The organism is Vibrio sp. Vb0598, from assembly GCF_033338935.1.
In the GTDB taxonomy this organism is placed as follows: Bacteria; Pseudomonadota; Gammaproteobacteria; order Enterobacterales; family Vibrionaceae; genus Vibrio; species Vibrio alginolyticus.
Genome location: NZ_JAWOTP010000338.1, coordinates 1 through 1002 on the forward strand (window position 1 = coordinate 1; position 1002 = coordinate 1002).

General features: G+C 47.6%; 1 protein-coding gene. It reads left to right on the forward strand.

Features of this window, described 5'->3' with window-relative positions:
• A partial coding sequence (locus tag R7Q38_RS25130) for a methyl-accepting chemotaxis protein (RefSeq protein WP_318114773.1) occupies nt 1–1002 on the forward strand: 1002 nt, incomplete at both ends.

Below are 1002 nucleotides of genomic sequence, written 5' to 3' on the forward strand. Positions count from 1 at the left end.
GCATGTTTCAGGTTTTGAGTTTCCTCAACTGGTATTATCGGAAGCTTCTCAGCGATTAGAAATTTGGTCTGGTACCGTATTGCCGCTGGTGGTGATTTGTATCGCTCAGGCATTTACTGCTAAGCAACGTGATGATGCGATTGAAAATGCCGAAGCAGCAAAAGTCGAGAGTGAACAAGTCGCCAAAAAAGCAACAGAAGGCGAACTGCATCTGGCTGAAGTATTGGAACAAGCTAATTTAAATTCGATAGAGCTGAAATCTGTTTCGCAAGCGCTTGATGAGCAATCATCGCAGTTGGATGAGCAAGTCAATGCACTCAACGTGAATAGTGAATCTCAAGCAAGTGCGGCAGAGCAAATGAGCCAACAAGTACATCACATGGCCACAGGGATTGAAGAGTCGAGCAAGTTTGTGGAAGAGCTGCGTGAGAAGAGTGAAGACGTTCATCAACAAGCAGAGAAAAGCTCGGAATTGCTGGAGGATTCTACCCAAGCGATCAGCCAGATCATTACTAGCCATGAAGAAATCATGAAAGTGGCAGACTTGATTACCTCTGTCGCAGAGCAAACCAACTTGCTGGCTTTAAATGCGGCAATCGAAGCGGCGCGAGCAGGAGAGCAGGGCAGAGGTTTTGCTGTGGTTGCCGATGAAGTGCGCATGTTGGCGACAAGAACCACGCAATCGACGACAGAAATCAACGGTATTATTAACGCAATTCAGCGTTCAACTCACACGGTGGTTCAGGAAATTGAACACAGCCAGTCGTTGGCAGAGCAAGGTGCTGAACACATCGATAATGCCGTAACGAGATTGGTTTCAACGACAGAGCAGATCGGTTCTCTAAACGAGCAAATGGCAGAATTGGCCGCTGCTGCCGAGCAGCAATCTCACGCAACGCAATCCATAAATGGGTTAATGGCAGGCATTACGCAGTCGGTCGAAATGGTGGCGAGTAACAGTCAGCATGCTTCTGAGACGTCGTTGCAAGTGAAGCAACAAGT